Below are 18,545 nucleotides of genomic sequence, written 5' to 3' on the forward strand. Positions count from 1 at the left end.
TCTGTTCAGCTATTTAATTGGTGAAATTTTATTGTGCCTTATGAGGCATTGCATCTCCAGCCTCAATCATTGCCTTAACCTGTTCCTTTGAATATCCGAGCTGTACAAGGATATCCTCTGTCTGCTCGCCAAGGTAAGGTCCTCTCTTATATGGAGGAAGTTCAGTCGACTCAAACAATACCGGCGGTCTTACCAGTGTACGCGTTGCTCCTGTAGGATATTCCATTGCATGGAAGCAGTCGCTGGCCCATGCCTGCTCATCGACAAGAAGTTCATTCCATGTCTTTGCCACAGCGAACGGCAGGTCGGCAACAGTGAGCTTTTCAACCCACACGCTGATATCTTCTTTAGCGATGCTTTCCTTTATGATTTCGTAGAACTCCTCAAGATTATCCTGGAGTGCTGATTGAGGATAGTACCTCGGGTTTCCGATAAGGTCTGTCCTTCCGATCACTTCCATGAATTTCGGATAGAAGAAATCATATCTTGGCATTGCTATCTGAAGCCATCTGTCATCCTTGGACTTATGTGCTACCTGAAGAGGGTTCGCGATTTTCTTCCTTGAAATCGGGTACTGCGTTGAAGGATGTCCGTATTGCGCGCTCTGAAGCATGATTGCAACATCCCAAAGTGCAGAATGGAACAAGCTGACTACTACCTTGTCTCCGTATCCTGTCTCTCTAGCCCTGTAAAGCGCAGCAAGGATTCCTGATGAAAGGTTCATTCCGACCTGATGGTCTCCGAATCCAGCTATTACATTCATAGGCAGGTTATCCTTGTCAAACATGGTGCCCATTACGCCACCGCGTGCAAAGAAGGCAGTGAAATCGAAGCCTGGCAGGTCCTTGTCAGGTCCCTTTTCGCCATAGCCACTTACTATTCCGAAGACAAGCTTCGGATATCTCTCTTTTAGGCTCTCGTAATCAAGACCTGAACGCTCGAGAGCGTTCTGTCTCCAGTTAGTTATGAATATATCCGCACTTGCGATGAGCTTTTCCATGGCTTCACGGCCTGCCTTGGACTTCGTATTAAGGCATATGCATGTCTTGTTTGCATTTTCAAGGTCATAGCTTGTATTTTCAGCCTCTCCCGCAGGACGGCCTTCATTGACAGCTGTAAAACGGAGTGGATCACCCTGGAATGACTCCACCTTTATAACTTCAGCACCTAGGTCTGCAAGATACCTTGCGCAGCATGGACCTGCGACAAATGTTGCAAGTTCAATTACCTTGACTCCTTCTAATGGTCTTTTCATTGCGCTCATTCAAATCTCCCTTTTGTTTTATTAACTCTAATTCTGATTCTCAATTCAAGCCGGTCACCTTTTCGGTGCTGGCTAAATTGCACTGATCAATACTTTCTCATTTTCCTGGGTATTGCTTTCTATGAGATCCCTGAAGGTCTCAATTATTGTTTTGGCCTGCTCATAATTGACCATCTGGCGATCCACTTCTAATAGAGCCAGAGGGATATTAGCTGCTTCACAGGCTTTTTTGATCATCACATAGTCAAATTCTTCCGGGTCACAGAACTTTGTAAGTACAACCACGACACCATCTGCTGCCTTCTCTTTGGCGGTCCTGACAATAAGGTCAGCACGCTTCTTCTCGACATCATAAAGTACGCTGCAGTTGTCCATCAGACCGAACTTCTTTGTAAGCCTGTCAAGCGGATTGGAGGCTTCTGGTGCATCAGTCCTGTACTGTCTGCTTTCTGCTGCGACATCGTCAGCAACGATATGCATTCCGAATTCATCGAATATGGCATTCAATGATGGATTGTCTGCTATTATTCCGCTCGTCATTACCTTGAACCTTGCCTCGCCTGGCGTTGCTGACTCCAGTGCCAATAAGAGCTCGGAAACAAGTGCAGTATGGTCCTCTTTCAGCATCAGTGTCGCACTCTTGAATATGTTGCTGCGGTCAGCAGCCGAAACCTCCGGATGAAGTGCAAGGACCTCTGATACCTTTCTCATTGCCTCATTGTGCTCATTGTATATTTCAATCGACTTCGACAGTGATTCAGCGTCGAATTTTGTGCCAAGCACTTCTTCAAGGGACTTGATTACTGTCTCGTAGCCGGCTTTGGTGAATGCCAGGCCGCCCTCATTTGCCCTATTCTGAGGATATGTCATTGGAATGAATGGAATTGAAGGTACCGCGTACTTCCAGTTTTGTCCAAGTGTCTTAAGGCTGTCGCACAGTGAAGGAATGATTATACCTGATGCCCCTTCGTATGTGCCCTTGACTCCAAGCTCCAGAATGCTCTGCATTATGCTGCAGATGAACGATGGAAAGTACTTCTTGGCTTCCTGCAGCTCGCAGTCAGCACCCCATGCTCCCATTGGTACTGCACCCATAGAATGCACTATCTCTTCAGGTGTATATAGTGGAGCGACAAGAACAATTTTGTTTCCCGCTGCAAGATATGCATCCTTTTGTGCAGAGGGATTTGAGGCTATTTCACTAAACTTTGCAAGAATTTTCTTAACAGACATTACATCATCCCTCCCTTGTTTGATTCCATGATTTCAGTAAGACCCTGTACCCTTGTTTCATACTGTGCGGCAGAGAAGTTTCTCGGATCTGCCTGGTCACCGTCAAAGCTTGTCACTGGAATCTCGCATGCTTCGCCAATCTGTCTGCTCATCTCATACATGAATCCGCTCCACAGTTTGCATGAACGGTTTGTATGAACCAGCAGTCCTTCTGCTCCTGTCCTCTTTGCGATGTCTATTCTCATGTCTCTCGAATGCTCAAGGTTCATGGCATTAGGCACATTGCAGTAGGACCTTATGAGTCCGTCAAAATCATCATAGATGAATCCGAATGCATCGGCATAAATGGTGGCAACCATGTTGATGTTCCTGCTTTTAAGTCCGGTTGCTGTTGTTCTGAGGTGAGGCCAGCAGGCGATTCCCTCAAACATGATCCTGTGTTTCTCTTCTCCACGGAATGTGCTTGTGCCTTCAACAACTGCTTTGCTGTATTCCTCAACAAGTGTCTCGAAAGCTTCTGCAGCGTCAACAGTACCTCTTGCACAGACTGCAACAGCCATGTGGTTAAGAAGGTCGAAGCCATTCAAAGGACTTGGCTTGTATTTGGTATATGCAGTCGCATCCAGCCATGCTCTTGAAGTACGGTTTGAAATTGCCATGACTTCCTTGAATTTTTCGTCACTCCAGACCTTTCCGGTTATCTCTTCAAGCTGCTTTATCGCATCAAGGAACTGGCCCTTGACATACTCGACCTGGGCAGGTGAAACCTTGTAATCCGGGTTGAATGGAATATCTATAAGGATCATTGGTATCGAAAGCTCTTTTGCTATATTCTCGTACCACTTCATCATAGTGTTGCAGATATTGTTGCAGCACAGCATGAAGTCAGGCTGAGGCATATTCTGCTCAGGCGCATCCTTGACCTCCATATAGGCAAGGCTTATTCGTGCATAAGCACATATGTCATTTGAATACCCGTTGGATTCGGATATCTCACACATCTTTTCACCTGCACCACGGGCTGAGATCGCAGCCGCCTGGTTTTCAGGATAACAAACCTTTATACCGAGAGTCTGGAATATCTCCTGTGGGAAATTGCTGGCACACCAGCCTATCTTTTCACCCCTGTCCTTCGCTTCCTGAACCTCTCTGTAATGTTTTGAAACTATAGCATCGAGCTTGTACTTGGCTGAATTTGGATCTGGTACTTTTTGAACCTTAGTTTCTGCTGCCATATTTTTTCCTCCTTCTTTTACTTTTCATGTTGTAGTTTATTGTAAGCATAAATGGCTGCACCCAGGGCACCAAAGAGCTGCGACAAAGGAGAGTACGCAATCGGCACCCCAAGTGTCTTTTCCAGAGCTCTTCGAACTCCTCCGTTCTGTGCTACACCGCCACTCATACAGACCTGCTCTGTAACTCCTATCCTCTTCACCATTGAAGCAGTACGTGATGCTACTGACTCGCATATTCCTGCTACGACATTGGGTACGGTTGACCCATGAGCCAGCTGGCTTATCACTTCGCTTTCGGCAAACACGGTACATGTGCTTGAAATTGACGAAGGCTTGTCAGCCATCGCTGCAAGCGTTTCAATGTCACCCAATTTAATCTGGAGTATTCCGGCCATGACATCAAGAAATCTGCCAGTACCAGCAGCACATTTATCATTCATTATAAAATTGGTCATCTTTCCGGCCTCGGATAACGAAACAACCTTGACATCTTGCCCGCCGATATCGATGATCGTACGAAGCTTCGGAAATACAAAACGTCCGCCGAATGCATGGCAGGAAAGCTCGCTTACCTGCATGTCCGCACCCTTATAGTTACTGCGGCCATAACCAGTAACAACCGTGTAGGAAATATCACCTGCACTGAGTCCGCTCTTTGCTAACACCTCAGCCATAGCCCTGTCGGGGCTGTTAGTTCCAATGCCTCCAGGCACAAGCGATGTAGCAACGATATCCGTTCCGCCTCTAAGCATTACGCATTTTGAGGTTGTAGAGCCGATATCAATTCCTAAAGTAACCATATTTTCACTCCCTAAATTGGTTAAGCAATTGCTAAACTGAATGATAAGTTACCACACTTATCATTCATAGATTACTGGTAAGACCAGGTATCTAAGGAGAGTATAACGTTTTCTTTTTTAGAAGTCAATAAGTAATAAATCGACATTGTTAATTAGTTTTCAAGGCTAATTTGAAATTGAATCAACAATCAAGATATATATTCAAGCTTGCTATTCAACAATTTCGCATGTATACTCATGTTCTTCAGACGCTAAGAATCTTTAAGCCTGTGATTTATATGCCTTCACTATGATCGAATTTTTCACGAATAAAAAAGATCCCGGCTAACAGCTGAGATCTCAAATGCTTTATTTCAATGTAATGTTTGAGCTACCTATTCATAACTATATAATTGAAGACCTAAAATCTTAATATCACGGCAACTTAGTAATACTTTTGATTTATCTTATGAGACATTGTTCGCACTTACATGTTTATCAAATTCTGCAGATATTCTATTAGCGAAATCAAGCGACATCTTGAAAGCACGACTATTCAGCCTCATAGGAGTGGATGCTACAACTATCTCTTCTTTCTTTCCATCCGAGTTGAAAGCGAGTTTTACGCTCAATGACTTTATGATCTTGTCCGAATTACCAGTCGGAAGCTTTAATTCTTCAGCGGACAGCTTCGGTATAGTAATTATTTCGTGGTGCTTAACATCATCAAATCTGTATATCCTTGATATGTCAAAATCATTTTTTCTACTGACGATACTAAATTTCCCTCTTTTCTTGTCTATAAGGATGAAGTTGCCAATTTTGGCAGATACCTGAAAATCCTCATCAAGTGATACTCTCATAGAATTATCAATGATACTGGAAATATCCTCCAAACTCTTTTCTCTGACAGTTTCAGTGAAGTTCCTGCTTGCAGCCTTGTAGCAGTCTTTGCAGATGTGTCCGTCAGAGTATCTGAACTTTATCAATCCTAGATTTTTCCCGCATTGATCACATGTTTTTTTCATTTCATTCCCCATCTTCCTTATACTAGTCAGTGATTGCTTTTAGCGCAGTGTAAATTTTCCTATACTTTCGATATTGGTCATCATATAGTGAAGTGTTATAACTTCTTGGATAATATGTTTTATTCGCTTTAATAGCTTTACCACCAATTTCATCTAATGAGGTGAACTCTCCATTTGCATATGCACTTAGCAATGCAACTCCCTGGGAAGCACCTGAGCCAGCTAGAATAGTCTCAACCTTCACGTTCAATATGTCGCTTAATATCTGCATCCACACCGTACTATTGGAACCACCACCTGTTACTCTGAGGACATCTAAATGTGCAAGCTTCATCTCATCCATCAGCTGCCTTATTCCAAAAGATACACCTTCCATAACAGCTATCAACAAATCCATTCTCTTTGTATCCAGGGTTAGACCGATGAATGCCCCCTTTAATGCTGGATCACCATATATTGTCTTTTCCCCAGCAAGATGGGGATAAAACAACACTTGATTCTCTCCCAGCCTATCTATGGATATTTCCTCGGTACCTTTCCCAAATTCTTCAATTTCTAATATTTCCTTGCTTATCCAGCTGTAGCTATTGCCTGCAGACTGTACTACCCCTTGGTTCAGGATATGAACCAGCTTTCCATCTGCTGAAAACAGGATATTCTTTCCCTTAGCATCCAAGTCTAGCTCGGATCTTCTGAACATAAGGACAGCAGATGTTCCAAGAGAAAGTATAGGCGATGTATTGCTGAAACAGCCTGATGAAACCCCTGTAGCCGGGTTGTCTCCAGTCCCTGTTATTATTGCTAAGCCCTTCGAAAGTCCCAGCTCCTCGGCTACTTCATCCAAAATCAATCCAGCCTGTTCTGAACTTCCCTTTATCTGCGGATATACATTTTCTGACAATCCTATCAGTTCAGCTACAGCCTTGGACCAGACCCTTCTCTCGATATCATAAAGTGATGATGTCGATGCTTCACAATAATCAGTTGTCATTTTACCAGTAAACCTGTACACAAGGTAATCAGGACCAATCAGGAATTTGTGCAGGAGTTTAAAATTGTCAGGCTCGTTTAGCTTTAACCAATAAAGATTTGCAGCAGGACTTCCAGTAGAAATTATCTTCTCTATAAAAGGCTGATCTCCAACCTTTTTAATATTTTCTTTCAATTCCGCAAGGCATTCCTTTGTCCTATTGTCATTCCACATTATGGCAGGTCTTATGGATTTACCGTCTTTTCCCATAAAAATGACTGTATGCATCTGACCAGTGATTCCTATCCCTTTGATTCTTTTTCTGTCAACCAATGCTAGCATGTCCTTCAGTCCCTTCATGACCTCAACATACCATACATCAGGATCTATCTCCTTCCAACCTTGCTTTGGCTGGTCAAAGGAATATTCACGGCTGCATTGTGCGATAGTATCGCCTTTCTGGTCAATCACAACCATCTTTGCTGAAGATGTTCCGATGTCTACCCCAAGATAGCAGTTCATTTCAGGTCTCCAAATTTGAGAACTACCTTATATGTGTCAGGCCTCATTGCTGTTTTCATTGCATGATCGAACTCTTTGTAATCGAATATTTCCTCTACAAGTACAGATGGATCCAGTAAGTTTTTAGCTATAAGCTCCACAGCTTGTTGGAAAGATTCTATTGTTGGACTAACCGTACCAGTTACTGTCTTCTGGAAGGAATGAATGGTTCCCCCATTTACAGCTAATGGTCTATTGGGATGAATTGAGCTGAACAGAAGGCAAATACCGCCAACTGCGGTCATTTCTATAGATTGCTCTGCAACTGAAGGTATAGCTGTGGTGTTAAAGACTACATTCGCACCTCTCCCAGATGTAAGCTCCTTGACTCTTTGAATTGGGTCACACTCCAATGGACTGAATGCTTCTGAACACCCAAGCTCCATTGCTTTATCGCATCGTTCCTTTAGAGGTTCGCTGAGTATGACTCGAGCTCCCTTTAGCTTAGCTGCCATTACGTGAAGCAGACCCATTGTTCCACCGCCGATGATAAGGACATCATCACCGAATTTTATATTTGCTGCATTGACACTGTTTATTACGCAAGCCAGAGGTTCGGTTAGCACCATCTTTTCAAAGGGTGTGTTATCTGGATAAAAGCAAATATCATTTGATTTAACCTTAAGGTATTCTGCAAAGCCTCCGTAACCTGACATACCTTCAGGATTAAAGAATATCCTCGATTTTGGAAATTCCTCGCAAAGGTTCTCCATACCGTGCTTACAATAGTAACATTCCTTGCAGTCCTCGATGATATATGAAACAACTCTGCTGCCTTTTTTGAACCTATTTTTATCTACGCCCTTACCAGAATCTTCAATGACTCCGCAATACTCATGCCCACCTATTCTGGGAAACGTATAATTTGATTCGCCTTTGAAGTCTCTCATGTCGTTTGTGCATATTCCTGATGCAGTAATCCTTATAAGGACCTCATCCGACTCAAGAACCGGGAGACTGATTTCTTCTATCTTAAAGTCATTAGGATTTCTATATACTATCGCTTTCATAATACCCTCCATATCAAAGCAGCCTTGCTGCTATAGTGAAAGAATTATTGATGAAGAAACTCTCCATCAATAATTCTTTCTCCTTATATCTATGCCAATATCCCTGTGAATCCTGCAATTATGCCTATTGCTACGAACAAAGCAATAATCTTTATTGAAGACCATCTCTTCTTGAGCAGACCGTATGTCATCATTGTAGCGCCCAACGGAAGAATGCTTGGGATTACCTTATCAAAGAAATCCGTCTGAAAATTGAATGTAGATGTTGAAGTTACAATTTCAATACCTGTCTTAACCTTGACATAATTGACTATCAGACCACCCATAACCATGCAACCCATGATTGAAGCTCCCTTTAGTATCTTATTCAAAGTACCCTTTTCCAGGAAATCCATTATTGCTTCACTACCAGCATTGTAACCGAACATGAAGTTTACATAGCTTAACGTGTAGGCTCCAGCAACTATGACAATGGCATATATTACTGAACCCCATATGTTTCCGCTTCCGGATCTGGTTATGTCAATACAGATTGCAAGCATTATGGGTATTACTACTCCCTGCCATATAGTATCGCCTATTCCAGCCAAAGGTCCCATGAGTGAAGTTTTGATGTTAGTAATAAATTCTGCCGGTATATCCTCACCAAGAGCTTTCTGTTCTTCAAGTGCGACAACCATTCCAAGTATGCATGCTCCAAATTCGATATGTACGTTAAAGAATTCTATTTCACGCTTCATAACCTCTTTGCGCTTTTCAGGATTATTTGCATAAAGAAGATATATTATTGGAACAAACATGTGTGCAACAACCTGGCCCATCATTCTTTCATAGTTGTAGCAGGTCTGAGGGAACGTCTCCCAGATTAACCAGGATTTTATCAGTGCTTTCTTGGTGATCAGTTTTTTAGTTTCAGCCATTTTAGTCTTCCTCCTCAATTGCTACTTTGTTGTTATTGGAAGAAACTTGCACATATATTATCGCCACGATAAGCGATATCATACCCAACGGAAGAAGGCTCAGCTTTGAATAAACTGCAAGAAGGAATCCGAGGAAGAGGAATATTTTGGACTCGCCCTTGAATATGTACATCAGTGTTATTCCAATACCAAGCGCAGGCATCAGGCCTCCGATTATCTGGAATACTGTAAGTACTCTACCGCTAAGAAGGTTAAGAGCGCTCTGTATGTATGCTCCACCATAGTATGCTGCCAGTGTGCAAGGTATCACTGTCATGAAGAAGGCCATTATCTGCGGGTATAGTACATTGGCTTTCCAAATCTTGTTGTATTCTCCATTTTCAACATACTTGTCTGCCATATGAACGAATATTGAGTCAAAGGTCATTCTCAAATACCATACTATTGTTCCGATTATTCCTATTGGAACCGCTATTGCCATTGCTGTCTGAGCATCAATTCCACCAACTATCGCATAGGTTGTACCAAGTATTCCTGCTATAGCCATGTCCGCCGGCATACTTCCACCTGCTGACATAAATCCAAGGTATACAAGATTAATCGTACCGCCGACAACTGCACCTTTGATTGGATCACCTAAAATGAATCCGGCTACAAGTCCACATACAAGTGGTCTTTGAAGCGACCACAGACCTACGAATGGAAGATTTCCAATTGCGAGCCAATAAGTAACTCCGAGTAGTACTGCCTGTAAAATTGTCACAGTTTATCATTCCTTTCTTTTCTTTATTACTTCTGAAACCTCTATAATCTGCTGTTCAGGTACTAGCTGATAGTATACATGCACCCCCTTTTCCATCATATTCTTGATTGAATCTACCTCTTTAGGGCTGCAGGCTACATTCTTTACAAATGGAGTCCTTTCGTTCCTTATGCCCATGCCACCCAAATTCACATGTTTAAGTTCAACTCCAGCTTCAAGCATCTTCTCAAATGTGATCGGTGTCTTAACAAGCACTATGATCTTTTCTTCCTTCTTGAACTCTCCCGCCAGTTTCTCACTTGCTTCGCTTACTGTATATACATTCACCTTCACGCCTGCTGGGGCAAGTAGCTTAAGCAGCTTCGAATTGAATTTGTCGGCAGCTACTTCATCATCTGCAATAACAATGCGGTTTGCACTTAAGCTCGGCGTCCACACTGAAACTACTTCTCCATGTATCAGTCTGTCATCGACTCGAGCCAATACTATATTTTTCATTATTTTACCTCCTCTGCTAAAAGCTTCTTGATATCCTTTACGGAATCCCTGGATATTTCAACGATTTTGTTGCAGACTTCTTCAGGAGTAGCTCCTGAATTTCTTGCAAGTGCAGCTTCAAGTACCAATGGCATGCTTACACCTGTAACGTGATAAAGATCATATTTTTGCATCAGCCTTACAACAGCGTTGAACGGACTTCCAAAAAACAAATCTGACAGAAAGAGACATTCCTCATTTTCATCCTTGACTATTTCGCTCTCCAATTTTGCAACCAGGTCATCTGTCGTCTCCTGTGGATAAAGTCCGTATGCGATGATTCCCTTTTGTTCCCCTATAATCATTTGAACACTTTCAAGCAATCCTTTTGAAAAGCTGCCGTGCGACACCAGTATAATCTTCACCTTTTGTTCCCCTTTCCAAATATGATACTTATTCAACGTTGCATTAATTTGCTGCAATATTCATGTGGTCGGTTATTGACTACCTAAAGCTTATCACAAGAAAAACCTAAGGCTTTTTAATCATTTGCATTAATATAGCGCAATTTGATAACGTATTCTTTTTAACCGATTGCACGATATAACGGTAAATAATTAAAATTTGCACAGTTTTCTCATTGCTATAATGAAATTGAAAAAATAGTAAGGAGGAAGCAGAGAATACATGCTCTGCGTGACTAAAATGAAACTAGTTAACGGCTTTGACCTAATGGAGTTTGCAACAAAGAACGGATACATATTACCTGCCTTCAACACCACAAACCTCGAAATGACATATGCAATTGCCGAGGGTTTATCTGATGCAGGCCTTCCAGGCTACATCCAGATATCATCAAATAACTTGCGTCTTTCCAATCCAAAGATAATAACTGAAATTGCCAGAGATGCTGTCAGAAATCTGGATGTCCCAATAGGACTTCACCTTGATCATGGCAAGAGCTTTAAGGATGTCAAGGATTGTGTTGATGCAGGATTTACTTCAATCATGATTGATGCATCACATCTTTCTTTTGAAGAAAACATAAATGAAGTGAGGAAAACAGTTGAATACTGCCACTTCTATGGTATCCCTGTAGAAGCAGAACTGGGCGCTCTGCGTGGAAAGGAAGAGGATATAGTCAATGAGTCCGATTCAAAGACAGACCCTGATATGGTAAATGAATTTGTAACACGCTCCGGCTGTGACCTTCTGGCAATATCGGTAGGAAATGTCCACGGGCTCGATATCACACCAGTCATTGATCTACCCTTGTTGGAGAAGATATCAAAAATCTCACCTGTACCACTTGTACTTCATGGTGGTTCAGGAATACCTTTCGAAACAATTAGAAATGCAAAGAAATTCAACCTGATAAAGATCAATTACGGATCAGATCTCAGGAAAGAATTTATCAGAACCTTTGGTGAGGCTTACGAACTTGACCACAATGCACATGATGTCATCCACCTTAGCATGGATTCAAAGGCCAATGTAAGGAATAAGGCTAGAGAGCTAGTTACTATGATTAATTCCTGATTTGGGACTATTACCATTCTCCTTTCACATAGTCTCAACATGACATATTCCGGGCATTGTTTGCCTCATACCTGAAAGAGTTCCAGCAATCTGCCTTATAAGCAGATTGCTATTCAAGGCTTCGAATCCAACAGTTAGGATACGTAGCTTGCACTTATCTACAGGGTATTACATATGAATTTGACAGTATATTTAGCATATGCAAGAATAAGTTAACAGGGTGCTTCTGACCATGCGTGTTATTCATTTTTCTGTCGGATTCTGGCAATCGCAATGAAATCAAAAGGAATGGAGAATAGCCATGTTGAGCAGAAGACAAGTAGAGATTCTTTTTGAATTATGCAATAACCCGAATGTCTTTTATACCGCCTCATATTTTACCGAAAAACAGCAGGCGAGTTTACGCACCATCCAAAGTGACATCACCCAGATAAAGGATGACCTGGCGGAAATCAAATGCTTAACTTTCGAGTCATTGCCGCGCAAAGGTTCAAGGATAATCATCAATGACAAGAAGGAATTTGAGACTTACCTTGGAAACCTTCGCCTGCAGATGAGCAATTTGTCACTTAACTACCAGTCTGAGCGTACTAAAAGTATTCTACTGTTTTTGCTTTATCAGTCACGTTCCTTATCACTTAATATGCTGGCTGACAACTTCTTCATATCGTATTCAACATTACTTAACGACTTGAAGAAAGTCAGTGAAATGAGTTCTAAATACAGCCTTGAAATACTCAAAGCAAATAATAAGGTAATCATCGATGGTTCAGAGATCAACAAGCGCCAATGCCTGCTGGACATGGAAATATATTCAGTGCCGCTGATTAGCGAACAAACCAACCAGGAAGAGCAAAGAGTTTACAATATAAAGAATATTCTCAATGACATCCTTCTTTACTACAAGTATTATTTGCCTGATGCCGAACTTGCCAGGTCAATATACTCCCTGAACATCGCGATTAAGAGAATGCAAAAAGGATTCTATATAAGTAGTGAAGATATTTCGATAACCGAGGATCTTGGGATTGAGAAATCCATAGCAGAGACTCTTTTCGACCAACTTAGCAAGAGATTCCTGATAAAGGCAACCGGCAATGAGATTGACTTTTTTGCTCTACATCTAAAGGGATTTGGAGTTGACCAGAGCACTTCAGCAATCTCATCAGAAATTGATGAATTCATATATCAGGCTCTCGTCAAGATTAATTCAATATTTGATATTGACCTCACTGATAACCTGAATCTTCGAGCTTCACTTGCGCTACACTGTGTCCCCTTAATAATCCGCGTTAAGTATAATATGCAGGAAAGCGAAGGAATGATGGAGTACATAAAGCAGGCTTATCCATTGGGATATGACATTGCTGCTTATTTTTCTTCGTTAATTGAAGCAAAATATGGAAGTAAGGTTACAGACAATGAGACAGCGTTCATCGCAATATACTTCTTTTCTGCACTTAAAGAACTCAATGAGCATAAAAAGAATAAAAAAATTCTTATTATATCCTCACTTAAAACTAGCCGAACGATATTGCTGAAGCAGACTATCACAAAATGGTTCGCTAACGATATCTCTGTCTTGGATTTCGTGAATCCAGGACAGATGAATCTTGATTTGCTAGATTCGTACGATATCTTCCTTACTACAGAAAAAGGAGAATACTTCGATAAGGGTTTGGCAATGCATATCAATATGGTACCTTCAACACAGGATTATCTGAATATCAAGCTTGCGATTGACGGATTCCAAAATGTCGATGATATAATAAGAATTTTCTCAAACAAGCTTTTTGTCAACTTGAATAGCTCAAATAAAAATGAGATATTGAAGGAACTATGTGGGTTAGCCAACACTTATTACAACCTCGATTCACTGTACAATGAGGTTCTGATTCGGGAAGACATGCGCAGCACATTTTTTGCTAACAACATTGCACTCCCTCATCCTATGTCATCGCTTTCGTCAGATACCTTCGTAGTCATAGGAATATGTAAGAATCCAGTTGATTGGGATAACGACAAGAACAAGGTTTCACTGGTACTCCTAGTATGCATCGGCAAGAACAATCCTCAGGCATTTCAGCTTTGGAACTACCTTGCTTCACTACTCGCGGACGAAACATTGATAGAAAAGATTCGCAAAGATTCCTCTTTTGATGGTTTCATCTCATCTGTTAGCGATTCTCTAAGATCTAAATTACCTGCTGGAGATAGCTATTAATATTCCAAGACCGGCGTCTATCTCTATCGAAAGTGAAAACCAAAGAGCACAATGAAAACAAGGCTTCCTGACCAAACCCATTGACTTAGCAATTGGTCTTTGTCAGGAAGCCTTGTTTTTTATATATCCAACTGAACAAGTACTTTAAGAATGATTGATGCAATAATTACCGCACACTAATCAATGTGCAACAAAAACTGAATGTACCTAATTTAGTTCAATTTCAGTAACACACTCAGTCTTAATTTTTTGTACAAGGAACTGAAGTGCATCAATTACATTTGGCCTAATATCTCCACCAATAAGAACATACATGATGTCGTCACCGACCTCAAGCTGGCCTTCATTAAGCCATGTCCTTACATAATAGACCCCCTTAAGTTTATATGTCTCCTCAATTGCAGCATTAACCTTTGTTTCGTCATACGAAAATACCATACCTGTAACAGGTGCAGTTCCCTCTTCACCTAAACGAACTTTTGCTTTTGCAGTCATTCGAACAGTTCCGTTATGCACAAGGAACATTCCGACCTCTGAATACCTTGGATCTAGTTTAGCTTCTTTGAGCCACTCATCCATTGATGGTGATGGCTTCTTTGTTTTCATTTCCAATCTGCTTCCCCCATTTCAAATGTTAAATCTGTTTTTAACTACATTATATACATAATGCATGAGACACTTCAAATGTCATGGGATCAGTAGCTATTCCTTTACTCTCTTTTTCGATTTATTTTATAACTACATTCGGGCAAATATTAGAGGAAACGCAAAGGTAACGAATGCAGCCCAAGCTCCATAAAACGGAAGATACTTCGTGACTGCGTCCTGCACTACCGCCGGTCCCTTCTTATTGCCGATGAACCTAATGTATGCTGATATTATCCAAATCAGGTTCACAAATATCAGGATGTTCACTCCAAGAACGGCTACCCTGTTTGGCGTTATTCCATAGGATGTCAGCCTGAAAACAATGGCCGAAAGGGCTACTCCGTCAATAATCAATGCAGCCGCTATCAACGCTAGATTAATGTAATCAGAGAAGTTCTTTTTATCATCCTTACCGCTTTCAGTAATTGAGTAAATAGTGACTGCCAAAACGCTAAAGAGAATTCCGTTGAATGCAAGAAGAAAGTTGCGGTCAATAAATGGGTTCTTGCCTGTTGATACTACAATTATCAGATATGCAATCAAAGTAACCAGAACCAACGGACTGAAGATCTTTGCGATATATGGAGCAATGCTCTTTGCGAGCTTCAGATTATTCGCAACAAGATATGAAGCTACTACTGAAAGTGCTGCTGCTCCAAATAGCACGATATTTTCAAAGTAGAACTCAGAAATATCGAATCCCGCAATTGAGAACAACTGTATGGTCAATGCTGCAAGTATCATTCCACATATGGCCATAGCAGCGTACAGTATGCAGAATTCCCCATTGAACTTTAGAAAGGACAATCTTGCATTTCCCTTTTTGAAGTCATTACCAGCATATGCCAGCCCCATGACCATCCACAAAAACACAGGAAGATGCAGATACGAAAGAATTATTGTGTCTTTGTTATCCATCGGAAGAAGGTTCATATATACAATTGAACCAGCCAATAAAGCTACAATGGTATAGACTATTTTCCTTTCGGGATTGCTCCTATATGCGAAATAGGCACATATGAATGGAAGAATCCCAAAAAGCAGGTTTACCGGCGCTATCATATCCCTGTCTGCAAAATGCATTATCAGTCTTGTGCTGATTCCTGCAAGAATAGCAAGAACTCCCATAACGTAAAAGTCCTTATGAATTACACCAGTCTTTTCAGTAGTTCCAGTTTCTCTGTAGTTCAGTCTTTCATACCAAACAACAAGTACTTCAGAGCTACTATTCTGTTCAAATGCAGTCAAAAAAGACCTCTTGAAAGCTTCAGGCTCATCTCTATACATTTTTTCAAGTTCATGAGGTTTTGTCAGGTTTTCAATAATCTCATTCCTATTTTCCATCTTTTCCTCCTGGTGTTGTGATTTGCGTCTGCTTAATTATTTTGATTGGTAAATCAATAAAGTCTGAAGAGATACATACACTCACTCGAAAAATATATCAGATTTTGTCACATCTTTAATTCCTAGTGATTCTCTAAGTATCTGTCAATGTGATTCTATCACGCAATTTATTGTTTATCAATATATTATTGCTGTATTTAGTTGTATTTTTATTGTAACGACCATAATGGGTACTTGCTTACCCCTTATTTGTAAACCGAGAAGCCATTTTGCAAGTCAAGATGCAACACTAATAACCAGAATAACAATGTTCAAAAACGAAATACAATTTTTGTAACCGAGATGCAGGTTTTGTGCAAAATGCTTAACCATTCTTCTACTTTTTCTCCTTCTTCATGGTTTTAATTTTGAATCCACTACGATGGATATTAAATGGTATATTAAAAAAAGATTTGAGACTTGCTCAAACCTTAAACTGAACTACGGATTATAAAGACACCTAGCACTTCTTATACCAATCAGCTTACATAAGCTTATCTCTATAGTGAATTTTGCTCCGTCTGCCGTCTAAGTTCATGTATCCATATGCCCGATGCATATCCAATTTATAAACTCAGATGAAGAACATGAAATCATTGGTTGACTTATTCTTCTTCGCCTCATGAACCATATCAAGCAACGTGACACCTTCAAGAGAAGCCTCAAGCGCAATATCAATTCTATCGAAAATAATCTCCTTCATAGCTTTCTCAATTTCCTGTCCTTTAGCAGGTACTGTCTCCTCAACCTTCTCAAACAGGGTTTGCTCTGTCGACTTGAATATCTCAAGCATCGTAATCTCATTTGCTGGCCTTGCAAGCTGGTAACCACCCTGGGCACCCTTAACAGAAACTACTATATCCCCTCTTTTCAGGAGTGAAAACACCTGTTCAAGGTATATCTTGGATATTCCCAGTGCTTCGGATATGCTCAGTATTGGTATTAACCTGTCTTCGCCGGAATTCTGTGCCAGATGTACAAGTGCTGCTATTCCATAACGGGTCTTTGCTGATATTCTCAAGATTCCCTCCATATCATACTAATCATATATGTATTAACCAAATTTTAAGTTCAATCATTCTCATTGTCAACATAATCCAGACTGTGTAGCAATGATTACGCCTTAGATTTTGCTGCTTTTCAGAATTTGCATGAAATCTATTGACAAATACCCCAAATAGGCGTAATTTTAATTCATACTATTCATATATGTTTTGTTTAGATTGAATTTATGGAGGACAATAGAATGTCAAAAATTTACAGTAATCTCTCTGATCTTATAGGAAGAACACCTCTGCTTGAGCTTAGCAACTATGAAAAGAAACATGACCTGAAAGCAAAACTCATCGCAAAGCTTGAATATTTCAATCCTGCCGGCAGCGTCAAGGATAGGATTGCGAAGGCAATGATTGATGATGCGGAGGCCAAGGGGTTACTGAATCCAGATTCAGTGATAATTGAGCCTACCAGCGGAAACACCGGAATCGGCCTTGCATCGGTTGGAGCAGCAAGAGGCTACAGAGTTATACTGACCATGCCTGAAACCATGAGCGTCGAAAGACGTATTCTCCTCAAGGCTCTTGGAGCTGAACTGGTGCTCACTGAAGGTGCAAAGGGAATGAAGGGTGCAATCGCAAAGGCCGAGGAGCTTGCAGGCGAAACACCTAACTCTTTCATACCAGGACAATTCGTGAACCCTGCAAATCCAGCTGTTCACCTGGCTACAACAGGCCCTGAGATATGGGAGGATACTGACGGTGAAGTGGATATATTCGTAGCAGGTATTGGCACTGGTGGAACAATATCAGGAGTGGGAGAATATCTAAAAAGCAAGAATCCTAATGTGAAGATTGTAGCTGTAGAGCCATTTGACAGCCCCATACTTTCAGAGGGCAGAGCTGGCGCTCACAAGATACAGGGTATCGGTGCCGGTTTCATTCCAGAGACACTTAACACTTCAATCTATGATGAAATCATAAAGGTCCAGAATGAGGATGCTTTCAAGACTGGAAGAGAAATCTCCAGAACTGAGGGGTTGCTGGTTGGAATATCATCTGGTGCTGCTATATTCGCGGCAGCAGAGCTATCAAAGAGACCTGAGAACGAAGGCAAGAATATCGTTGTCTTGTTGCCAGACACAGGTGAAAGATACCTGTCGACAGCCCTATTTGCAGAATGATACCAAATCACAAATTTAAACACCGGTAACTCACCATTAAATTGGTAACTACATACTCTTCATGCATCAACCTTTTATGATTTAAATGATTCAATAATTGAACACAGTCCTCCCAGATAAAACAATCCTGCAAATGTTGTGTCATTTGCGGGATTGTTTTATTAAATTGCTTGGTAATGGCTAAATGCAATAATCAGCAATTATTACTACTCGGTTCATAATCGTCCTACCCTAACCATATAATTTATTAGGAAAGAATCGTTGAGGGGAAAAGAATGGCCATCAGATGCAGGAAAGCATTGATGACCCGAATGCAATTTTTCCGATTGTAC

At 41.1% G+C, this 18,545-nt stretch carries 17 protein-coding genes; 3 read left to right on the top strand and 14 right to left on the bottom strand.

From position 1 onward, the window contains the following. Nucleotides 1-28 precede the first annotated feature (28 nt). The 11 genes from J2Z34_RS14720 to J2Z34_RS14770 all read right to left on the bottom strand — a co-directional run bounded on the left by J2Z34_RS14720 (nucleotide 29) and on the right by J2Z34_RS14770 (nucleotide 10,665). Entirely contained in the window at nucleotides 29-1,264 is a 1,236-nt protein-coding gene (locus tag J2Z34_RS14720; RefSeq protein WP_245250808.1) for a CaiB/BaiF CoA transferase family protein, read from the bottom strand. A gap of 72 nt (nucleotides 1,265-1,336) precedes the next feature. Then, nucleotides 1,337-2,497, bottom strand: a complete 1,161-nt coding sequence (locus J2Z34_RS14725) for a 2-hydroxyacyl-CoA dehydratase subunit D (RefSeq protein WP_209460633.1) — start codon at nucleotides 2,495-2,497, stop codon at nucleotides 1,337-1,339. Next, a complete protein-coding gene (locus J2Z34_RS14730) occupies nucleotides 2,497-3,732 on the bottom strand; it encodes a 2-hydroxyacyl-CoA dehydratase subunit D (protein ID WP_209460634.1) in 1,236 nt (411 codons plus the stop codon). Before J2Z34_RS14730 ends, J2Z34_RS14725 begins: the two co-directional genes overlap by 1 nt. Nucleotides 3,733-3,749: 17 nt before the next feature. Beyond that, a complete protein-coding gene (locus J2Z34_RS14735; protein WP_209460635.1) occupies nucleotides 3,750-4,532 on the bottom strand; it encodes an acyl-CoA dehydratase activase in 783 nt (260 codons plus the stop codon). Between the two features lie 446 nt (nucleotides 4,533-4,978). Then, nucleotides 4,979-5,551 (bottom strand): DUF4428 domain-containing protein, encoded by a 573-nt coding sequence (locus J2Z34_RS14740; RefSeq protein ID WP_342453203.1) that lies wholly within the window; start codon nucleotides 5,549-5,551, stop codon nucleotides 4,979-4,981. 10 nt (nucleotides 5,552-5,561) lie between these two features. After that, the gene (locus tag J2Z34_RS14745; RefSeq protein ID WP_209460637.1) at nucleotides 5,562-7,031 is read right to left on the bottom strand and encodes a xylulokinase; all 1,470 of its coding nucleotides are present in this window, start codon (nucleotides 7,029-7,031) and stop codon (nucleotides 5,562-5,564) included. Further along, nucleotides 7,028-8,080: a zinc-dependent alcohol dehydrogenase gene (locus J2Z34_RS14750; protein ID WP_209460638.1), complete on the bottom strand. Its 1,053-nt coding sequence runs from the start codon at nucleotides 8,078-8,080 to the stop codon at nucleotides 7,028-7,030. The genes J2Z34_RS14745 and J2Z34_RS14750 overlap by 4 nt, the downstream gene beginning before the upstream one ends. Nucleotides 8,081-8,169: 89 nt before the next feature. Next, nucleotides 8,170-9,000 (bottom strand): PTS system mannose/fructose/sorbose family transporter subunit IID, encoded by an 831-nt coding sequence (locus J2Z34_RS14755; RefSeq protein WP_209460639.1) that lies wholly within the window; start codon nucleotides 8,998-9,000, stop codon nucleotides 8,170-8,172. A gap of 1 nt (nucleotide 9,001) precedes the next feature. Continuing rightward, nucleotides 9,002-9,763, bottom strand: a complete 762-nt coding sequence (locus J2Z34_RS14760; protein ID WP_209460640.1) for a PTS mannose/fructose/sorbose/N-acetylgalactosamine transporter subunit IIC — start codon at nucleotides 9,761-9,763, stop codon at nucleotides 9,002-9,004. A 6-nt stretch (nucleotides 9,764-9,769) separates the two neighbouring features. Beyond that, a complete protein-coding gene (locus J2Z34_RS14765) occupies nucleotides 9,770-10,261 on the bottom strand; it encodes a PTS sugar transporter subunit IIB (RefSeq protein WP_209460641.1) in 492 nt (163 codons plus the stop codon). Then, nucleotides 10,261-10,665, bottom strand: coding sequence for a PTS sugar transporter subunit IIA (locus J2Z34_RS14770; protein WP_209460642.1), 405 nt, complete (start codon nucleotides 10,663-10,665; stop codon nucleotides 10,261-10,263). The genes J2Z34_RS14765 and J2Z34_RS14770 overlap by 1 nt, the downstream gene beginning before the upstream one ends. 280 nt (nucleotides 10,666-10,945) lie before the next feature. On the opposite strand from J2Z34_RS14770, the gene J2Z34_RS14775 reads away from it, so the two are divergent. Beyond that, a complete protein-coding gene (locus J2Z34_RS14775) occupies nucleotides 10,946-11,779 on the top strand; it encodes a class II aldolase (RefSeq protein ID WP_209460643.1) in 834 nt (277 codons plus the stop codon). 301 nt (nucleotides 11,780-12,080) lie between these two features. Further along, nucleotides 12,081-14,003 (top strand): BglG family transcription antiterminator, encoded by a 1,923-nt coding sequence (locus J2Z34_RS14780; protein WP_209460644.1) that lies wholly within the window; start codon nucleotides 12,081-12,083, stop codon nucleotides 14,001-14,003. Between the two features lie 207 nt (nucleotides 14,004-14,210). Here J2Z34_RS14780 and J2Z34_RS14785 read toward each other — a convergent pair whose 3' ends face one another. The 3 genes from J2Z34_RS14785 to J2Z34_RS14795 form a co-directional block, all read right to left on the bottom strand. Next, nucleotides 14,211-14,609 carry a molybdenum cofactor biosynthesis protein MoaE gene (locus J2Z34_RS14785; RefSeq protein ID WP_209460649.1) on the bottom strand — a complete coding sequence of 133 codons (399 nt, stop codon included), beginning with the start codon at nucleotides 14,607-14,609 and terminating at the stop codon, nucleotides 14,211-14,213. A gap of 132 nt (nucleotides 14,610-14,741) precedes the next feature. Next, a complete protein-coding gene (locus J2Z34_RS14790) occupies nucleotides 14,742-15,995 on the bottom strand; it encodes a DUF4153 domain-containing protein (RefSeq protein ID WP_209460645.1) in 1,254 nt (417 codons plus the stop codon). Between the two features lie 613 nt (nucleotides 15,996-16,608). Next, a complete protein-coding gene (locus J2Z34_RS14795) occupies nucleotides 16,609-17,055 on the bottom strand; it encodes an RrF2 family transcriptional regulator (RefSeq protein ID WP_209460646.1) in 447 nt (148 codons plus the stop codon). Nucleotides 17,056-17,280: 225 nt separating this feature from the next. On the opposite strand from J2Z34_RS14795, the gene cysK reads away from it, so the two are divergent. After that, complete coding sequence (cysK, locus tag J2Z34_RS14800; RefSeq protein ID WP_209460647.1) at nucleotides 17,281-18,213, top strand: cysteine synthase A; 933 nt, start codon at nucleotides 17,281-17,283, stop codon at nucleotides 18,211-18,213. Nucleotides 18,214-18,545 lie beyond the last annotated feature (332 nt).

It is taken from the genome of Youngiibacter multivorans, from assembly GCF_017873395.1.
GTDB lineage: Bacteria > Bacillota > Clostridia > Clostridiales > Clostridiaceae > Youngiibacter > Youngiibacter multivorans.